Below are 16,726 nucleotides of genomic sequence, written 5' to 3' on the forward strand. Positions count from 1 at the left end.
AGATCGCGCCAGGACCGGCGGCCCGGGCGGCGGACACTTTTGGGGCACATCAAGCGGCCCCGCGGCCAGGCCTTTACCTTCTAAGCTCGTGCCCAAGCCTGCGCCTGCAGCTGGCGCTGCGGGCACTCCGTCCAACCCCTGAGCGAGGCCCACCATGTTTCCGTTTCCACCGACCGTGACGCCGGCAGTGCGCAGTCACCTGGACGCACAGACGGCGTTCGTCAACGACATTTCCAGATCCCTGTTCCGTTCCTTCCAGCACCTCTGCGACCTGAACATCCAGCTGGCCCAGACCCTGCTGGAAGAAAGCGCCCTCGCCAGCCGGCAGGTGCTGGGCGCGGAGCGCCATACCGAGGTGCTGGGCGCGGCGGCTGCGCGCGCCCAGCCCACCACCGACAAGCTGCGCGCCTACCAGCAGCACATCGCACGCGTGGCCGCCGACGCCCAGGTCGAGCTGGCGCGCGTGGCCGAGCAACATGTGCAGAACGCCACGCGCACCGCGCGCGCCCTGGTCGACGAGGTAGCCCGCAGCGCGGCCGAGGAAACCGAGCGCGGTCTGCGCACCCAGCAGGAGGCGATGCGCAACATGGCCGACCCCTTCGCCCGCCCCGACGGGGCCGGCGGCGGCATGCACATGGGCAGCGAAGAGGGCAAGGCGGCCCAGCGCGACATGGAGCAGGGCATGCAGCAGGCGCGCGCGCAGGCGAGTGCGGACATGCGCCCGCCCGGCAGCGCCACCCATTAGGCGGCGCGCGGGCGCCGCTGGCCGGCGGCCGCGCCATCTTCGTCGTTCGCCTCCCTTGCAGGGAAGCGCCTGGAGGCAAGGCCGAACAGCGGGCGCAGCACGCCGACGCGGCGCACTGCCTCGAACAAGGCGAAGCACCCGGTCAGGGTCAGGACCGCGAGCAGCAGCGCCTCGATGCCGGGCGCCAATCCGAGCGGCTTGGCGGCGTGGGCGAGCACGACGATGAGGCTCTGGTGCACGATATAGACCGGCAATATCGCTTCGCCCAGGTAGCGCCGCGCCGGGCCGTCGGCATCGAGGTGGCGGCGCGCGAAGCCGCAGGCGGCCACGATGGCGCTCCAGGCGCACAGGGCATAGACACAGCGCATCGGCGCCTTGACGAGGGCGATGAGCTCCGGCGTGAGCTTGTCGTAGGCCGCGCTCCAGACCACGACCGCGGCCCAGCCGGCCAGGGCCAGGACCAGCGCATGCCAGCGCAGCGAGCTGGTCTGTTCCCAGAAGCGCGGCGCGCGGGCCATCAGGGCGCCGAGCAGGAAGGGCAGGAAGTAGGCGGCGTGGTTGTACCAGTCGTCGACCAGCGCATGGGTCGTTGGGAAGCGCTCGGCCAGCCACACGCGCAGCAGCCCCAGCACAATGGCGGGCAGCGCCAGCAGCCGCCAGCCCGAGAGCAGCGCGCCGGTGCGGGCCGCCAGGGCCTCGATGCGGGCCGGGGGCAGCAGGGCTGCCAGCAGTCCGAGCAGCATCGTGTAGACCCACAGGTAGGCGAGGAACCACAGGTGGTTCCAGGTGGGGAGGTCGAGGCAGTCTTCGCGGCAGAAGCCGCCGTAGCCGCTGTAGTACAGGCGCAGGAAGGCCGCGAAGCCGTCGGCATAGCCCAGCTTTTCGACCACTTCCAGCCAGGGCTGGACGGGCACGATGACGGCCATGCCGAACAGCAGCGGCAGCAGCAGGCGCAGGCTGCGCTGGCGCAGGAAGGTCGCGCTGCCCAGGCGCTCGAGGAGGAAGCGGGAGGCCACCCCGGCCACGAAGAACAGCAGGGTCAGGCGCCAGGGCGAGGACAGCATCATGAAGGGCTCGGCGGTCTCGCTCGCATGCGGGCTTTTCACGTGCCAGTCCCAGCTCACGTAATACATGCCGATGTGGTAGGCGATCAGGACGAAGAAGGCGAGGATGCGCACCCAGTCGAGGAAGTAGAGGCGCTCGCCCGGCGGGCGGGGAAATGCTGGCATGGTCGGCTCCGTGGATGGGAATGGGGCCAGCATGCCGCCGGGTTCGCGCGTCGCCCAGCGGAAGGTGGCGAAACGGGTCCCGCGCGGGGCGAACCGGAACGGCGCGCGGCGGAACCCAGGCGTCGGGCCGCGCATGGCCACGCGCACGCAGCGGCGCCGCCCGGGCCGGGCTTGCTCGCGCCGCCCAGACTCCTAGCGTCCGCCTTCCAGCCTCGCCATCACTTCGGACCGGTACTGCCGGCTGCACGGCACCCTTGCGCCGCTGCGCAGGACCAGCTCGCAGTCGCCCTTGTCCAGCGGCACCACGCGCTCGATGCGCTCCGGACGCAGCGCCGCCCGGCGGTGACAGCGCACGAAGCCCGGCCCGAGCCGTTCGAGCAACCCGGCCAGGGTCTGGCGCAACAGCGGCGCGCCGCTGGCGGTGTGCAGCACCACGTAGTTGTCGGCCGTTTCCAGCCAGTCGATGTCGGCCACCTGCACCACGCGGGTCGCGCCGCGCTCGCTCACCAGGAGCTGGCGCGGCGGCGCCGCCGGCAGCGGCTGTTCGCGGCCGGCCAGCAGGCGCGCGCGCAGGCGCTCGAGCGCGCGTTGCAGGCGCGCCTGGTCGAAGGGCTTGAGCAGGTAGTCGACCGCCTCGGCGTCGAAGGCGCGCAGCGCGTAGTCGTCATGGGCGGTGACGAACACCACCAGCGGCGCCGGCGCCGGCAGCGAGGCCGCCAGGTCGATCCCGGACAGCTCGGGCATGGCGATGTCGAGCAGCAGGGCGTCCGGCGCGAAGGCGGGCAGGCGCGCCAGCGCCTCGATGCCGTCGGCCGCTTCCTCCACCGCGTCGACACAGGGCTCGAGCGCCAGCATGCGGCGCAGGCGGGCGCGCGCGGGCGCTTCGTCGTCGACGATCAGGATGCGCATGGCACCCGCATTTCCGCCCGCACGCCGCGCGGCGCGAGCGCGCTCAGTGTGAAGCCGGCGCGCGCCCCGTGCAGGGCATCCAGGCGCGCGCGCAGGTTGGCCAGCGCCACGCCCTGGCCGCCGGGCGCGGGCTCGCCGTCCAGGCGGCCGCCGTCGTCTTCCACGCGCAGCACCAGCTCGCCCTCGCGGCAGGCCGCGCTCACCCGCACCCGCGTCGGCTCGCGCCGCGTTTCGACGGTGTGGCGGAACACGTTCTCCAGTAGCGGCTGGAGGCTCACCGCCGGCAGCAGCACCTTCATGGCGGCATCCTCGATCTCCCAGTCCAGCGCCACCCGGCCCTCGAAGCGCTCGGCCATCACGGCGGCGTAGGCGCGCGCCAGGCGCAGCTCATCGGCCAGGCTGGCCTGGGGGCGGGCGCCCAGGTCCATGGCGGCGCGCAGCACGTCGGCCAGCCGCACCAGGGTGGCGTCGGCGCGCGCGACGTCCACGTGCATCAGCGACGAGACGGTGTTCAGGGCGTTGAACAGGAAGTGCGGCTGCATTTGGCGCGTCAGGCGCGCCAGTTCGGCTTCGCGCAGCAGGGCCTGGGCGCGCTGGGCGCGCACCCGCTCGTCCAGGAGCTGGCGCCAGGACAGCAGGCCGAAGCCGACCGCCGTGAACAGGCAGACGAAGACCGTGATCTTGAGCGCCTCGTAGACCAGGACCTCGCTCCAGGGCTCGTGATCGTAGCTGGCGCCGGCCCAGCCGTAGACCAGGTGGCGGATGCCGAAGGCCAGCGGCGCGAAGGCGATCCAGTACAGCGGCAGCCAGCGCGCCTGCAGGGCCGCCCAGCGCCAGGGCTGGGAGATCAGGGCGTCGTGGCGCGCGGTGAAGCGGCGCTGGAGCAGCAGCAGGCCGGTTGCGACCAGCGCCGACGAGGTCTCCCACAGGACCGGCTGCCAGAGGGCGGCGCCGCCGTCGCGCCGGAAGTCCTCGATCGCGACCAGCACCATCAGGGCCCAGAACAGGACCCAGGCGAGGAGGGCGGCGGCGAGGCTGCGGTTCGGTAGCATGGTGGGGGCGTGGGGAAGCGATGAGCGATCATCGGCGAACTCCCGCCGCTTGTCAAAGCATGGCCGGCGGCCCGAGGCTCAGCCGCCGTCCTGGCCGCGCCCGCGCCGGCGTTCGGCGTCGATCTCGGCGCGCATGGCGCCCACCTGGTCGATGTACCTGGCCACCGGCGCGTCCGGGCTGGCGCGCGTCTCGGGCGGCAGCAGCACCGACATATAGAGTTCGTCGGCTGCGCGCCCGTGGCGCTGCTGGTTCCCGACCAGCACCAGGCCCGAGGCCAGGATCGCCAGGCCGGCGCAGATCGCGCGCAGGCGCCGGCGCAGCTCGGGCTTGACGGTCGCCAGGTGGAAGTAGATGACGCCGGCGACGGTGAGCACCGCCGCGTGCGAGCCGTAGCGGGTCAGCCACTCCCAGGAATAGGCATAGGCCAGCGCGCTGGCCAGCAGGCGGAAAGCCACCAGCACCGCGAGGCCGCAGCCGAAGATGAAGAAGTGGCGCCCCAGGCGCGCGTGGCGCGAGAACACCCGGTTGTTGAAGGCCCACAGGCCGCTCCACAGCAGGCCGACGCCGATGCCGGCCGCCAGGGCCTGCACGCCGTCCTCCAGTCCGAAGTTGCCGAAGTCGGTCAGCCAGGCGACCAGCAGGGCCACCAGGCCGGTCAGCGCGGCCCCGGCCAGGCCCGGCACCAGGCCCTCCCAGCCGTGCATGGTGCGGTCGCGCAGTTCGGCCGGCACCGGATGGTCGGCCGCGCGCAGGCGCAGCGAGGTATGCCCCATGCGCACCACCGTGTCGCCGTCCAGCGCGACCGCGGTGACGCGCTTGTTCTTGTGGACGATGCCGTTGCGGCTGCCCAGGTCGCGCATGACCGGCTTGCCATCCTCGCCCGCCTCGATCACCACGTGGTGCGGCGCCGCGTATTCGTCGTCGACAATGAAGTCGTTGTCGTAGGCGCGTCCGACCCGGATCGGCAGGCTGGCGACGCGGTGCCGGTGCAGCACCTCGCCGCTGCGCGCCAGCATCTCGATGGTCCAGGGGCCGTTCATCGGCGTCCGCTGCGCCCGAAGGCGCCCAGGAAGGCGCGCGTGACGCGCATGCCGTTTTCGTAGGACACGCCCGAGACGTCGACCCGGCTCTGCAGGCTGGCATAGGTGGCGTCGGTGCTGGCGGTGAGCAGGGTGAAGTTGTACAGGCCCTCGAACTTGCGGTAGCCGCGCACGCAGGTGACGGCGCGCAGCGGCAGGCTGCGGGTGTGGACGAAGCCCTCGGTGCACACCGGCTTGGTCAGGCGCGGATCGCCCGCGCTGCCCAGGTTGTCGACCTTGAACAGGCTGCTGGCCAGCGAGGCGAAGCGCAGCGGCTCCATGTTCCCGGAACGGATGTACTGGTGGGTCACCGCCACCGCCCCGGTCTGCTGCGACTCCGACACGTAGACCGCCGACTGCATCACGCAGCTCATGGCGTCGACGTTGTACACCGCCGCCGACTTCACCGTCGAGCGCCCCCAGCAGCGCACCTGGCCGGAGTCGCGCACCGGCACCAGGTAGGGGCCCATGCCCTTGAGGGTCAGCGGTTCTTCCAGCAGGCGGTCGACCATGCCGGCCTGGTGGACCAGCAACTGTTGCGCGATCAGCGGATTGAAGTCCCTGGGGGGCGCCGGCTTGGCGGCGACCTCGCGCAGCAGTTCCTGGGCGTATTCGACCGGCACCAGGAAGCTGACCGATTCGCCGTCCAGGCGGCGCGCCACGTTGATGCCGGCCACGGTGCCGCTGGCGGTGATGCTGGGGCCGCCGCTCATGCCCGAATTGATCGGACCGCCGAAGATCAGGCGGTTGTAGAAGCTGCGCTGGAGCACACCGTTGTACGCCCCTTCCGAGATCGCGAAGCCGAGGTCGAGCGGGTTGCCGAGCGAGTACAGGCGCTGTCCCTGGCGCAGGCGCACCGGGCGCTCCGGCACCTTGAAGAAGCCGCTGCCATTGCGGTTGACGCGCACCACGGCCAGGTCGTGCAGCACGTCGACCGCCATCAGTTCGACCGGGCCGGTGTTGCCGTCGGTGTCGATGTATTCGGCGGTGTAGACGTCGGGGTCGAGCGCCATCTGCGACACCACGTGGTAATTGGTCAGGGCCAGGTTGCTGCTGCCAACCAGGAAACCCGAGCCGACCGTGGACTGGGTGCGGCCGTTCTTGAGCAGCATGCGGATCTGCAGCAGGTCGGGGCGGGCCGAGGCGTACAAGTCCTGGGCTTCGGACGAGGGCTGGGGCAGGGGATCGAGGGCCTCCACTTCGCCCGGTCCGGGCGCGGTCGGCGTGGCGGCGGGCGGCAGCTGGGCGGGCGGCAACTGCATGGCCGGGGCGGACGCACGGTTGGCGGCGCCCCCGGTCTGGGCCGCTGGCTGGGTGGCGCTGGGCGGCGCGCCGGGCGCCGTCGCCGCGCCGAAGCCGAGGAGGGAAAGCAGGAGAGCAAGGACGACCCGTTTCATGCAATCTCTTGTTTGCAAGACGATGAGGTCTATCTTGCCACCGGATCAGGTGGCCGTGCGCGCGTTACGTCATGGCGCGCAAGAAATATCAGGCCGCGCCGGGTTCGGTCACCGCCTGGCGCGCGGGCTCGGTCGGGGCTGCCGGCGCAGATGCGGCGCCGGTCAGCGGGCCCATCATGTGGCCCAGCTTGGCCTGCTTGGTGTTCAGGTAGTGGTTGTTGTAGGCGTTGCGGTTGACCAGCAGCGGCACGCGCTCGGCGACCTCGATGCCGAGGCGGGTCAGGGCGTCGATCTTGCGCGGGTTGTTGGTCATCAGGCGCACCGACTTGATGCCGAACTGCTCCAGCATCGGGCGGCACAGCTCGTAGTTGCGGGCGTCGGCGTGGAAGCCCAGCTGCAGGTTGGCCTCGACCGTGTCGGCGCCGGCTTCCTGCAGGCGGTAGGCGCGGATCTTGTTGACCAGGCCGATCCCGCGGCCTTCCTGGCGCAGGTAGAGCAGGATGCCGCGGCCTTCCTCGGCGATGCGGCGCAGCGCCCCTTCGAGCTGGGCGCCGCAGTCGCAGCGCTGCGAATACATCACGTCGCCGGTCAGGCATTCCGAGTGCACCCGCGCCAGCACCGGTTCACCGCTGCCCAGGTCGCCCAGCGCCATCGCCAGGTGCTCCTTGCCGGTCGCCGGCTCGACCCAGGCGTGCAGCGTGAACTGGGCCCAGGGCGTGGGCAGGGTGCACGAGGTGGCGTAGTCGAGGATGGCGGCAGGGGCGGTGGCTGGCATGACGGTGTTTCCCAATTGCTTGCGTGAATGCATGTAGCCCGCAAGTTTACCGGAAATCGGCTATGACCGTGCGGAATCACCCGGTTTTGGGAGGCAAGCACCCCTTCTGGCCGATGCGCCACGGTGAGTGTTGCGCACCGCACAACTATGTGCCGCAGAGCATCATCGCTGTGGTACGCTTTGGGAAAGCAAGCTCCCCCCAGGCCATGGCAACTTCCCGCTCATTTTTCGACCGTTTCAAACCCCGTGGCCTTGGCGCCTGGCTGGCGCTGGCCTTTTCTTCGCTGACGGTGATCCTGACCCTGCTGCTGGTGGGCGTGGTCGAAAGCGCGGCCACCGACCAGGTCAAGAGCCGCATCGGCTTCAACCTCGGCGAGATGGCCCTGACCATGGCCGACAAGCTGGACCGCGGCATGTACGAGCGCTACCGCGAAGTCAGCCTGATGGCGCGCCGGCCCGACCTGGTCGCCCAGGACGCCCCGCCGGCTCAACGGCGCAAGGTGCTGGCCGACATGCAGGAAACCTACTGGTATTACGAATGGATCGGCATGGCCGGCCTGGACGGCAAGGTGCTGGTCGAGGCGCGCGGCCTGCTGGAGGGCGCGAACGTGGCCCAGCGTCCGTGGTTCCGCGACGCGCTCAAGGGCATCTACGTGGGCGACGTGCACGAGGCGGTGCTGCTGGCCAAGCTGCTGCCGGTGCAGGAGGGCGAGCCGCGCCGCTTCGTCGACGTCGCCTTTCCCTACATGGACGCGAGCGGCAAGCCGGCCGGCGTGCTCGGCGCGCACCTGTCCTGGCAGTGGGCGCGCGACATCGAGCGCTCGATCCTGGCCCCGGTCCAGACCCGCCACAAGGTGCAGGCCCTGATCCTCAGCCGAGAGGGCGTGGTCCTGCTCGGCCCCGAGGACCTGCAGGGCAAGACCATCGACCTGCCCAGCCTGCGCGAGGCGCGCCAGCAGCGCGCCGGCTACCTGGTCGAGCAGTGGCCGGACGGCCGCTCCTACCTGGTCGGTTATGGCGCGACCAAGGGCCGCGGCATCTACCCCGGCCTGGGCTGGAACGTGCTGGTGCGCCAGGACATCGAGGACGCCTACGCCCCGGTGCGGCGCCTGAGTGCGCGCGCCCTGTGGAGCGGCGCCGCGCTGGCGGTGCTGTTCTCGCTGGCCGGCGTGCTGGTGGCGCGCCGCATCACCCGGCCGATCGAGGCCCTGGCCGATTCCGCCGACCGCCTGCGGCGCGGCGACAGCGCCGAACTGGTGCCGGGTCGCGACGGCTACGTCGAGATGCGCAAGCTGTCGGGCGCGCTCAACGGCCTGGTGACGGCCCTGGTGCAGCGCCGCGCCGAGCTGCAGCACCTGAACGCCACCCTGGAGCAGCGGGTGGAAGAGCGCACCCGCGAGCTGGAGCGGGCGCTGGAGGCCGTGCGCGCCAGCGAGCAGCGCATCGGCGCCATCGTCGATACGGCCCAGGACGCGTTCGTGGCGGTCGACCTGCGCGGCATGGTGCTGGACTGGAACGCGGCCGCCGAGCGCATGTTCGGCTGGCAGCGCCACGAGGTGGTGGGCTGGCCGCTGGCCGAGCTGGTGGTGCCGGAACGCTTCCGGCCCAGCATCGGCAAGGCCCTGCACGTGTTCCGCCAGACCGGCGACCTGCCGGGCACCGAGCGGCGCCTGGAGCGCATCGTGATCAACCGCCAGGGGGCGGAATTCACGGTCGAGATGACGGTGGGGCTGGCCGGCGCCGGCGAAGACGCCTTCTTCAGCATGTTCCTGCACGATATCTCGGAGCGCAAGAAGATCGAGCGCATGAAGAACGAATTCATTTCCACGGTCTCGCACGAGCTGCGCACGCCGCTGACCTCGATCCGGGCCTCGCTGTCGATGCTGGACGACGGCATGGCGGGCGAGCTGGCTCCGGACGTGGCGGGCCTGATCCGCATCGCCAGCCAGAGCGCCGAGCGCCTGGTGCGCATGGTGAACGACCTGCTCGACATCCAGAAGATCGAGTCGGGCAAGATGGAATACCGGCGCGAGGCGCAAGCCGTCCTGCCCCTGGTCCGGCATGCGCTCGACACCATGCAGGGCAATGCGCGCCAGGGCGGGGTAGCCCTGCGCCTGGATAGTCCGCAAGGGGCGGAACAGATCCGGGCCGAGGTCGATCACGACCGCATGGTGCAGGTGCTGGTGAATCTCCTGTCGAACGCAATCAAGTTCACGCCCAACGGCAAGACGGTCACCGTGGGCCTGGCGCAGCTGCACGGGCGGGTGCGCCTGAGCGTGACGGACGAAGGGCCGGGGATCCCGCCGGACTTCCGGGGCCGGGTGTTCGAGCGTTTCGCGCAGGCCGACGCGGCGGACACGCGGCCCAAGGGCGGCACCGGGCTGGGCCTGAGCATCAGCCGGGCGATCGTGGAGGAGCATGGCGGGACCATCTCCTTCGAGACCGAGATGGGGAAAGGCACGCGCTTCGTGGTGGAGGTGCCGGCGGTGTGACGGTGGTGTTCGCTTTGCGTCTGCTGCTGGTCGCCAGCAGCCAACCACCAACCACCAACCACCAGCCGCCAACCGCCAACGTCAACCGCCAAGCGCCAAGCGCCAATACCGACATCGACCCGCGACTCATGTACCGTCATTCCCGCGAAGGCGGGAATCCAAGTTTGCGTGCACATCCAGGACAGCGTGCTTTAGTGGCTACGGCACGAACTTGGATTCCCGCCTTCGCGGGAATGACGGTGAAGGTGACGGGCGACTCTAGCGCCACTCGTGCAGCGCGATCCCCCCGAAGCCCTTCCACGCCCCGAACACCCGCTCCAGCCCCGGCAGCAGGCGCCGCAGCGCCTCCTTGTCGCCGTGGAAGGTGGTCGCCGACCCATCGATCTTGCGCGTGCCCGCCAGCGTGAAGGCCTGCCCCTGCGGATGCGCCGCCGGCTGGCGCAGCAGCACCAGCAGCGGCTGGCCGCCCAGCTCGAACAGCAGCATGTCCCCGGCCGCGCCCGCGTCCGCGCGCCGGTAGCGGCGCTGCACCTCGGCCCCGATCGGCCCGGCCTCGAGCGCGATACGCACCTCCTTGCCGTGCTCCTCGGCCCAGTCCAGGAAGGGCACGGCGAAACGGTAGATCTGCCCCGGATCGGTGCGGTAATCCATCACCGACAGCGCGTCCGCCGACTTGGCCAGCTCGCGCAGCAGCGCGGTCTTGCCGTCCCACCAGAAGGGCACCACGAATTCCAGCCGCATCGCGCCCGCGGCTTCCCTCAGCTTCGCGGCCATTTCCAGATAACGGCTGTCGCGCTGCCCCACCGGCAGCACGTGGCCCGGCAGCAGGTAGGGCTCGACGTCGAACTGCATGCCTTTCAGCCGCGCCGCCGCGTCGGCCTGGGCGTTGTAGGCGGCGAAGGCGCGCGCGCGGGCGGCGGTGCTGGCCTGCACGTCCGGCAGGATCATGTGCGGGTCGCCCTCGACCGCCGTCACCGCCACCCCGCGCGCGCCGGCCGCCTTGATGAAGGCCCCCAGGGCCTCGGGCTCGGCGACCCGGCCTTCGCTCAGGGGCACGGTGATGAAGATCTCGCCGATGCCTTCGGCCGCGGCCCAGTCGATCAGGGCCGGCCCGCGTTCGCGCCATTCGCTGCGGCTCCAGATCCAGGTCGAGCGCGGCGCGCGGGTGGCGGCGGCCGGCTCCAGGCTCAGGGCGTCCAGCGCCAGGCTGGCCGCCCCCTGCGGACACAAAATGGTGAACTGGCGCCAGGCGCCGCGTTCCAGCCCGGCCGGCAGCAGCAAACGGCCGCTTGCCGCCTTGGGCTTGGCGCGCAGGCTGCCCATGTCGAGCGCGTCCTCGCGCGCGGCGCGCGCCTCGTCCGCGGCCTGCCAGGAAAACTCGCCGCTGCCCGCGAAGCCGGCCTGCAGCGCCGCCTGCGCGCGCGGCAGGAACCAGGGGCCGCGCAGCAGCACGCCGGCAGGGCGCGTGCCGGCCTTGCAGTCGATGCGCAGGCGCCCGTCCTCCAGGCGCGCCGTGACGCGCTCCTCCACGCCGAAGCCGCGCGCCTGCATGGAGCGCAGCAGGTTCTCGCCGAAGGGCATGGGCGCGGGCGGATCGGGCTCGGGACGCGCAGCGATCAGGGTGTGCTCGCTCACGTCGAGCGCTCCCTTGCTGTCGTCGCCCTGGAGCAGGATGGTCTGTTCCGGCTTCGTCCCCGCCGGCAGCGGATACACGGCTTCCACCTGCGCCGCGTCCAGGCCGAGATCGAGCTTGCGGCAGCCCGGCAAGGCGGCCGCGTCGCCGACCACGGCGCGCAGGCGCTGGCCCTCGGGCGTGGTGATCCCGGCCGACAGCGAGGTCGCCGGCGCCTTCTCGGCCGGGCAGAGATACAGCGAGGCGGCGTGGGCCGGGGCGGTCATGAGCAGCAGCGGCAGCAGGAAGGAGGATGGATGAAGGGGCATGGGCACTCGTTTCACTTGGGCGCGTCAGGCTGGGAAATGCCCTTGCGCTTCATGGCGCCCCAGGTCGATTCCTTCTGCACCAGCCAGCGCCACAGGCCTGTCAGGCGCCACCAGGAATTGAGCTGGCGATAACCGAAGTTCTCGAGGATCACGACCAGGCCCAGCATCGCAAGCTGCTTGCCGCGCGGGTAGATGTGGAAGGACATCTCTTCCAGCAGCAGGCCCGAGGCCGACAGCAGAATGCCCATGCCGACCGCGACGAACAGGAAGGCGCCGAAGGCCTCCCACGAGATCATGCCGGTGAAGAAGGCCCAGATCATGAAAGCATAGCCGCCCAGCTCGATCAGCGGGCCGAGCCACTCGAACAGCAGCATGAAGGGGAAGGCGACCCAGCCCGGCACGCCGCCATTGCGCGAGAACACCAGGCCCCAGTTGGCGTTCAGGCTCTCGGCCAGCCCGCGCTGCCAGCGGATGCGCTGGTTCTTGAGGGTGCGGAAGTCTTCCGGCGCCTCGGTCCAGCACACCGGGTCGGGCACGAATTCGATGCGGTAGGGCTGGCGGCGCGCCCGCAGCAGGCGGTGCATGCGCACCACCAGCTCCATGTCCTCGCCGATGGTGTCGCGGCGGTAGCCGCCGGCCAGCACCACGGCGTCCTTGCGGAACACGCCGAAGGCGCCCGAGATGATCAGCATGCCGTTCATGGCCGACCAGCCCAGGCGCCCGAACAGGAAGGCGCGCAGGTACTCGACCACCTGGAACAGGGCCCAGACGTTGGTCGGCAGGCCGACCTTGGTCAGGAAGCCGCCGCTGACCTGGCAGCCGTTGGCCACCCGCACGGTGCCGCCGGCCGCCACCACGGTCGGGTCGCGCAGGAAGGGCTCGGTGACCTTGGCCAGGCTGTCACGCTGCAGGATCGAGTCGGCGTCCACCCCGCAGAACAGCGGGTAGCGCGAGATGTTGATGCCGGCGTTGAGCGAATCGGCCTTGCCGCCGTTGAGCTTGTCGATCACGCGCACGTTGGGGTAGCGCGTGGAGCGGTAGACCTGGCGCACCTCCTTCGTCGGGATCTGGCGGCGGTAGGCTTCGGGGAAGGGCAGCAGGGCGAACTCGCGCTTGAGCACCTCGAGCGTGTCGTCCTTCGAGCCGTCGTTGATGATCACGATCTCGAACTCGGCATAGCTCAATTGCAGCATCGAGCGGATCGAGGCCGCGATGGTCGCCTCCTCGTTGTAGGCGGGAACCAGGATGCTGATCGGCGGCTCCAGGCCCGAATAGGCGCGCGGCAGCTCGGCCATGAACATCTCCTGGCCCTTGCGGCGCAGCGAACGCAGCGAGAAAAGGTTCAGGCTCAGGTAGCCCAGGTTCAGCGCGATGAAGTAGCAGAACACGAACCAGGTAATGAACTCGACGAGGAAGCTGCTGAAGCTCATGCGTTTTCCTCCTCGGCCAGCACCTGCTGCAGCATGTCGGCGGCGTAGCGGTCGGTCAGGCCGGCGCGCACCGCCTCCAGGTCGGCGCGCGACAGCGCCGGCAGCTCGCGCAGGGCCTGGGCCGCCCGGTAGCGCACCCACCACTGCGGATCGGCCAGCAGCGCGACCAGGCGCGGCACGTCTTCCCTGGCGCCGATGCGCCCCAGGGCGCGCGCGGCCTGCACCCGCACCTGCCAGTCCTCGTGCGCGAGCAGGGCGCGCACCTCGGCGATGGTCTCGGGCGTCATCACGCCGCGCAGCCCGGCGATCACCACCGGCACCTGTTCGCTGTTCAAGGCCCCGGCCAGCACCGCGCCCGGCAGCGGCACGCGCAGGGCCTCGGCGATGCGCAGCGCGCGCGGCAGGCGCTCCTGCGGCAGGGTGGGCAGGAGGCGGCCGATCACCGCCGCGGTGGGGGCGGCGGCCTCCTTCAGGATCCCGGCCACGTGCGACAGGGCCCAGTCCTCGCGCTCGATGAACAAGGGGGTAAGGTAGTCGGCGGCCGCCACCGGATCGACCCGCACCAGCGCCCACAGGGCGGTGAGCGAGAGCGCGCTGTCGCTCAGTTCGGCCAGGGGCAGCAGTTGCGGCCAGGCCTCGCGATCGCGCAGGTGGCCCAGCACCAGGGCCGCCAGCAGGCGTTCCTCGCGCGCGCCGCGCGCCAGCATGGCGCGCGCCAGGGCGTCGACGCCGAGGCCGCGCGCCATGGCGTTGAGGGCCTCGGTGGCATCGCCGCGCAGCGAGCCCTGCAGGTGCACCCAGAGGCGCAGGAAGGGCAGGCGCTCGCGCGGCGCGAGCGCGGGCAGGGATGGGCGCTCGCCCACGACGATCTGGTTGAGCAGGGGGCGCCAGCGCGCCAGCACCTGGGCTTCGCGCCTCTCGCGCCGGCGCAGGGAAACGCGCATCAGGACGATCTGGATCGCCAGCAGCAGGGTCAGGCCGAGCGCCACGGCGCCGGTCCAGAGCGCGACGGTGACGAAGCTGTCAGACTGCTGGACGATCGCCAAGGCCGCCGCCGTCGACAGTCGCCCCCGCCTGGTCCGGGGCCGGGGTCAGGGCCGCGCGGCGGCCCGTTGCGGCGCGCTTCATGCGCCGGCTTTCAGGAAACGGCGCACGCGCGCCAGCAGTTCGTTGGGCTGGAAGGGCTTGATCACGAAGTCGTTGGCGCCGGCGTCGAGCGCACGTACGGTGTCGCGCTCGGTGTTCTTGGCGGTGAGCATCAGGATCGGAACCTCGGCCCAGGCGGCGCGCTCGCGCACCAGGCGCACGAGCTCGAAGCCGTCGATATAGGGAAGCATCACGTCGAGCAGGATCAGGTCGGGCGTCGTGCCGGCGTTGGCGATGTGTTCGCTGGCGGCGCGGCCGTCCGCGAGATGGGTCACGCCATACCCCTGGCGTTCGAGCATGAAACGGAGCACTTGGGCGATGTGATCGTCGTCCTCGACAACCATGACCTGCGGGATGGAAGCTTGTTCGTTTGACATTGTGTTGCTCATATTGGCTTACGCCAATTATATAGCGCCACGCCCCGGTGTTGCGCCATGCAGCGCGACATAACTGGGACGGGTAGGCGCCTGACAACGGAGCCTCGATCTAGCGTCGCGGACGCAGCGGGTCCAGCAATCCGCGCAAGGCGTTATGGTCGAGCTCATACATCAGGGCCAGCAACTGGCCCAGCTCGCCGCGCGGGAAACCTTCGCGCGCAAACCAGGCCAGGTAATGACCGGGCAGGTCGGCCAGCTTGCGTCCTTTGTATTTGCCATATGGCATCTCTCGGACCACGAGAAGTTGCAGGGATTCACTATTCATCGTGCGCCACTTTAGCAAACAACGATGACGCTGTAGCATCTGACGGACAGGAGGACAGCATCATGAGCGACGAATTCAATCTGCAGCGCTTCGTGGACGCCCAGGCGCCGGTCTACGACACCGTCCTGGCCGAGTTGCGCGCCGGCCGCAAGCGCAGCCACTGGATGTGGTTCATCTTTCCCCAGGTCGCAGGCCTGGGCCACAGCGAGATGGCGCAGCGCTATGCGATCCGCTCGGAAGACGAGGCGGCGGCCTACCTGGCCCATTCGCTGCTGGGCGCGCGCCTGAACGAATGCGCCCGCATCGTGGCCGCGCTCGACACCGACACCATCGAAGACGTGTTCGATCCGCCGGACGACATGAAATTCCATTCCTCGATGACCCTGTTCGCCGACGTGGCGCCGGACGTGGCCGTGTTCCAGGACTGCATCGACAAGTATTTCGACGGCGCGCCCGACCGCAATACCCTGGCGCGCCTCATGTAGCGCTCAGGCCTCGAGGTAGAGCCGCTCCAGCTCGCCCTTGCGGCCATGCTGGGCGATATGGAGGATGACGGTGGTCGAGAGTTGCAGCACCGGATGGCGCGCGCGGTGCCTGGCGTACCAGAACGCATCCTCCAGCTCCTCGTCCTCGTGCGAGCTGGTCACGATCAGGCGTTCTTCCGGCACCTCGCCGTAGTCGAAGGCCTCCAGGTTGGCATCGTCCACCGATTCGGCCCAGTCTTCGCAATACTGGCCCCAGGCCGCGACGTAGCGGCAGTTCGAGGCCGCCAGCCAGCGGCTGACATCCCAGCGCCACATCTCCTCGCAGACCTCGTCGACGACCAGCACGGCGAGAAAAGGGGGCAGGCCGCCGATCGGCGGCAGTTCCTCGTCCGGGCGGACGTGAAGATAGGTGAGTTGCGGTGTCTGCATGGCGCCTTGGCTGCTTGGTCAGGCCGGCATTGTGCCAGAAGCCGGCGTTCCCTTCCCGCTCACGCCGCGCCGCGCTCCGGACGGCCGCGATACTGTCCCGGCGTCGCGGCAGTGAGGCGCTTGAAGATGCGCTGGAAATGGGCCTGGTCGGCGAAACCGGCTTCCAGCGCCGCCTGGGCGATCGGCAGGCCCGCGCGGAGGCCCGCCTTGCCGTGCTGGATGCGGCGGTTGACCTGGTATTCGTGGGGCGCCATGCCGTAGCGCTGGCGGAAGGCGCGCACCAGGTAGGACACCGAGAGCCCGGCGGCGGCGGCGATGTCTTCCAGGCGCAGGGGCGCGGCGAAATGGGCGTCGATGTAGGCCGCGGCGCGCTCCAGCCGGGCGGGCGGCGGGTCCGGCTCGCCGGTCGCGGGTTCGAGGCGCGTAAAAAAGCCGACCAGCAGCTCGTCGCGGCGCAGCGGCGCGCAGGCGGGATCGAGCAGGGCGTCGAACATGGCCATGTAGTGGCCGTAGAGCCTGGGCGAGCGCAGCGACCTGGCGGCGTAGGGGCGGAAGCGCCCGTCGGGCTGCAGGGAGGCGAGCCAGCCGGTGTCGACGTACAGCATGCGGTAGGACCAGGGCTGGCCGTCGATCGGGTTGCAGGCGTGGACTTCGCCCGGGTTCATGAACACCAGCGTTCCCTGCTCGACCTGTTCCGCATGCTCGCCGTTCAGGTAGGTGCTGCGGCCGCTGGTGATCGCGCCCACCGAGAAGGTTTCGTGCCAGTGCCGTTCGTAGCACAGCAGGCGACCGTCCGCGACCTCGCGCGCCTCGACCTGGGGCAGGGCGGGATCGCGCCAGAAGCGCGGGCCTGGCTGGCTGGAGGAAGGACGCGGCACGGCGGACCTCGGTGTACATGGAAGCGTCGATTCTAA

16 protein-coding genes are annotated in these 16,726 nt (G+C 70.5%); 3 read left to right on the top strand and 13 right to left on the bottom strand.

Translation table 11 applies throughout. From position 1 onward, the window contains the following. The first annotated feature begins 154 nt into the window (after positions 1-154). Positions 155-745, top strand: coding sequence for a phasin family protein (locus B0920_RS01300; RefSeq protein ID WP_078030790.1), 591 nt, complete (start codon positions 155-157; stop codon positions 743-745). Here the strand turns inward: B0920_RS01300 and B0920_RS01305 are convergent. The 6 genes from B0920_RS01305 to ribA all read right to left on the bottom strand — a co-directional run bounded on the left by B0920_RS01305 (position 742) and on the right by ribA (position 7,187). Then, on the bottom strand, positions 742-1,974 hold the full coding sequence (locus B0920_RS01305; protein WP_078030791.1) for an acyltransferase family protein: 1,233 nt from the start codon (positions 1,972-1,974) through the stop codon (positions 742-744). The two genes, B0920_RS01300 and B0920_RS01305, sit on opposite strands and share 4 nt — an antisense overlap. A 192-nt stretch (positions 1,975-2,166) precedes the next feature. Further along, the gene (locus B0920_RS01310) at positions 2,167-2,883 is read right to left on the bottom strand and encodes a LytTR family DNA-binding domain-containing protein (protein ID WP_078030792.1); all 717 of its coding nucleotides are present in this window, start codon (positions 2,881-2,883) and stop codon (positions 2,167-2,169) included. After that, entirely contained in the window at positions 2,871-3,935 is a 1,065-nt protein-coding gene (locus B0920_RS01315; protein ID WP_078030793.1) for a sensor histidine kinase, read from the bottom strand. Before B0920_RS01315 ends, B0920_RS01310 begins: the two co-directional genes overlap by 13 nt. Positions 3,936-4,013: 78 nt before the next feature. Then, complete coding sequence (locus B0920_RS01320; RefSeq protein WP_078030794.1) at positions 4,014-4,976, bottom strand: FHA domain-containing protein; 963 nt, start codon at positions 4,974-4,976, stop codon at positions 4,014-4,016. After that, entirely contained in the window at positions 4,973-6,412 is a 1,440-nt protein-coding gene (locus B0920_RS01325) for a serine protease (protein ID WP_078030795.1), read from the bottom strand. Before B0920_RS01325 ends, B0920_RS01320 begins: the two co-directional genes overlap by 4 nt. 88 nt (positions 6,413-6,500) lie before the next feature. Further along, on the bottom strand, positions 6,501-7,187 hold the full coding sequence (gene ribA / locus B0920_RS01330) for a GTP cyclohydrolase II (protein WP_078030796.1): 687 nt from the start codon (positions 7,185-7,187) through the stop codon (positions 6,501-6,503). A 206-nt stretch (positions 7,188-7,393) separates the two neighbouring features. Here ribA and B0920_RS01335 point away from each other — a divergent pair, with 206 nt between their 5' ends. After that, entirely contained in the window at positions 7,394-9,679 is a 2,286-nt protein-coding gene (locus B0920_RS01335) for an ATP-binding protein (RefSeq protein ID WP_078030797.1), read from the top strand. A gap of 258 nt (positions 9,680-9,937) precedes the next feature. Here B0920_RS01335 and B0920_RS01340 read toward each other — a convergent pair whose 3' ends face one another. The 5 genes from B0920_RS01340 to B0920_RS01360 all read right to left on the bottom strand — a co-directional run bounded on the left by B0920_RS01340 (position 9,938) and on the right by B0920_RS01360 (position 14,898). After that, positions 9,938-11,620, bottom strand: a complete 1,683-nt coding sequence (locus tag B0920_RS01340) for a hypothetical protein (protein WP_078030798.1) — start codon at positions 11,618-11,620, stop codon at positions 9,938-9,940. Between the two features lie 11 nt (positions 11,621-11,631). After that, positions 11,632-13,050 (bottom strand): glycosyltransferase, encoded by a 1,419-nt coding sequence (locus tag B0920_RS01345; protein ID WP_078030799.1) that lies wholly within the window; start codon positions 13,048-13,050, stop codon positions 11,632-11,634. Continuing rightward, positions 13,047-14,096, bottom strand: a complete 1,050-nt coding sequence (locus B0920_RS01350; protein ID WP_078030800.1) for a HEAT repeat domain-containing protein — start codon at positions 14,094-14,096, stop codon at positions 13,047-13,049. Before B0920_RS01350 ends, B0920_RS01345 begins: the two co-directional genes overlap by 4 nt. 78 nt (positions 14,097-14,174) lie before the next feature. Next, the gene (locus tag B0920_RS01355) at positions 14,175-14,573 is read right to left on the bottom strand and encodes a response regulator transcription factor (protein ID WP_078030801.1); all 399 of its coding nucleotides are present in this window, start codon (positions 14,571-14,573) and stop codon (positions 14,175-14,177) included. A 109-nt stretch (positions 14,574-14,682) separates the two neighbouring features. After that, entirely contained in the window at positions 14,683-14,898 is a 216-nt protein-coding gene (locus tag B0920_RS01360) for a DUF3820 family protein (RefSeq protein ID WP_078030802.1), read from the bottom strand. A gap of 62 nt (positions 14,899-14,960) precedes the next feature. On the opposite strand from B0920_RS01360, the gene B0920_RS01365 reads away from it, so the two are divergent. Continuing rightward, positions 14,961-15,383 carry a DUF1810 domain-containing protein gene (locus B0920_RS01365; protein WP_078030803.1) on the top strand — a complete coding sequence of 141 codons (423 nt, stop codon included), beginning with the start codon at positions 14,961-14,963 and terminating at the stop codon, positions 15,381-15,383. A 3-nt stretch (positions 15,384-15,386) separates the two neighbouring features. On the opposite strand, the gene B0920_RS01370 is transcribed toward B0920_RS01365, so the two are convergent. Both B0920_RS01370 and B0920_RS01375 read right to left on the bottom strand, forming a co-directional pair. Beyond that, positions 15,387-15,812: a hypothetical protein gene (locus tag B0920_RS01370; protein WP_078030804.1), complete on the bottom strand. Its 426-nt coding sequence runs from the start codon at positions 15,810-15,812 to the stop codon at positions 15,387-15,389. A gap of 59 nt (positions 15,813-15,871) precedes the next feature. Continuing rightward, positions 15,872-16,690 (bottom strand): AraC family transcriptional regulator, encoded by an 819-nt coding sequence (locus tag B0920_RS01375; RefSeq protein ID WP_229455097.1) that lies wholly within the window; start codon positions 16,688-16,690, stop codon positions 15,872-15,874. Between the last annotated feature and the right edge of the window lie 36 nt (positions 16,691-16,726).

It is taken from the genome of Massilia sp. KIM, from assembly GCF_002007115.1.
In the GTDB taxonomy this organism is placed as follows: domain Bacteria; phylum Pseudomonadota; class Gammaproteobacteria; order Burkholderiales; family Burkholderiaceae_D; genus Telluria.